A 263-nucleotide genomic window follows, 5' to 3' on the forward strand; every position below is an offset into this window, starting at 1 on the left:
TGAAATCAGTTGCTCTCGTTGGTCCACAGCTTGATCTGCTGCGACAGGTAGCTCTGGGTCGAACTGTAGGCGAGCAGCGCGCTCTGCATCCTGGTGAACTGCGCGGAGAGCTGTTCGCGATAGACGGTGTCCTTCGCGGCCAGTTTATCTTTGTCCTTGGCGATTGCCGCTTTCTCGACCTCGAGCCTCTTTTGGGAGGAGGTGAGCGGGCCGGCGGTTGCGGTCAGGTCGTTCTTGATCGCGTCGAGCGCGCCTTGAATGCC

Annotated in this window: 1 protein-coding gene; it reads right to left on the reverse strand. The window is 59.7% G+C overall.

The annotated features are described in order from the left end of the window. Positions 1-5 precede the first annotated feature (5 nt). On the reverse strand, positions 6-263 hold a 258-nt coding region (locus tag RMT89_RS43670; RefSeq protein WP_315889307.1), incomplete at its 5' end, for a hypothetical protein.

Source organism: Streptomyces sp. P17 (genome assembly GCF_032436805.1).
Taxonomy (GTDB): Bacteria; Actinomycetota; Actinomycetes; order Streptomycetales; family Streptomycetaceae; genus Streptomyces.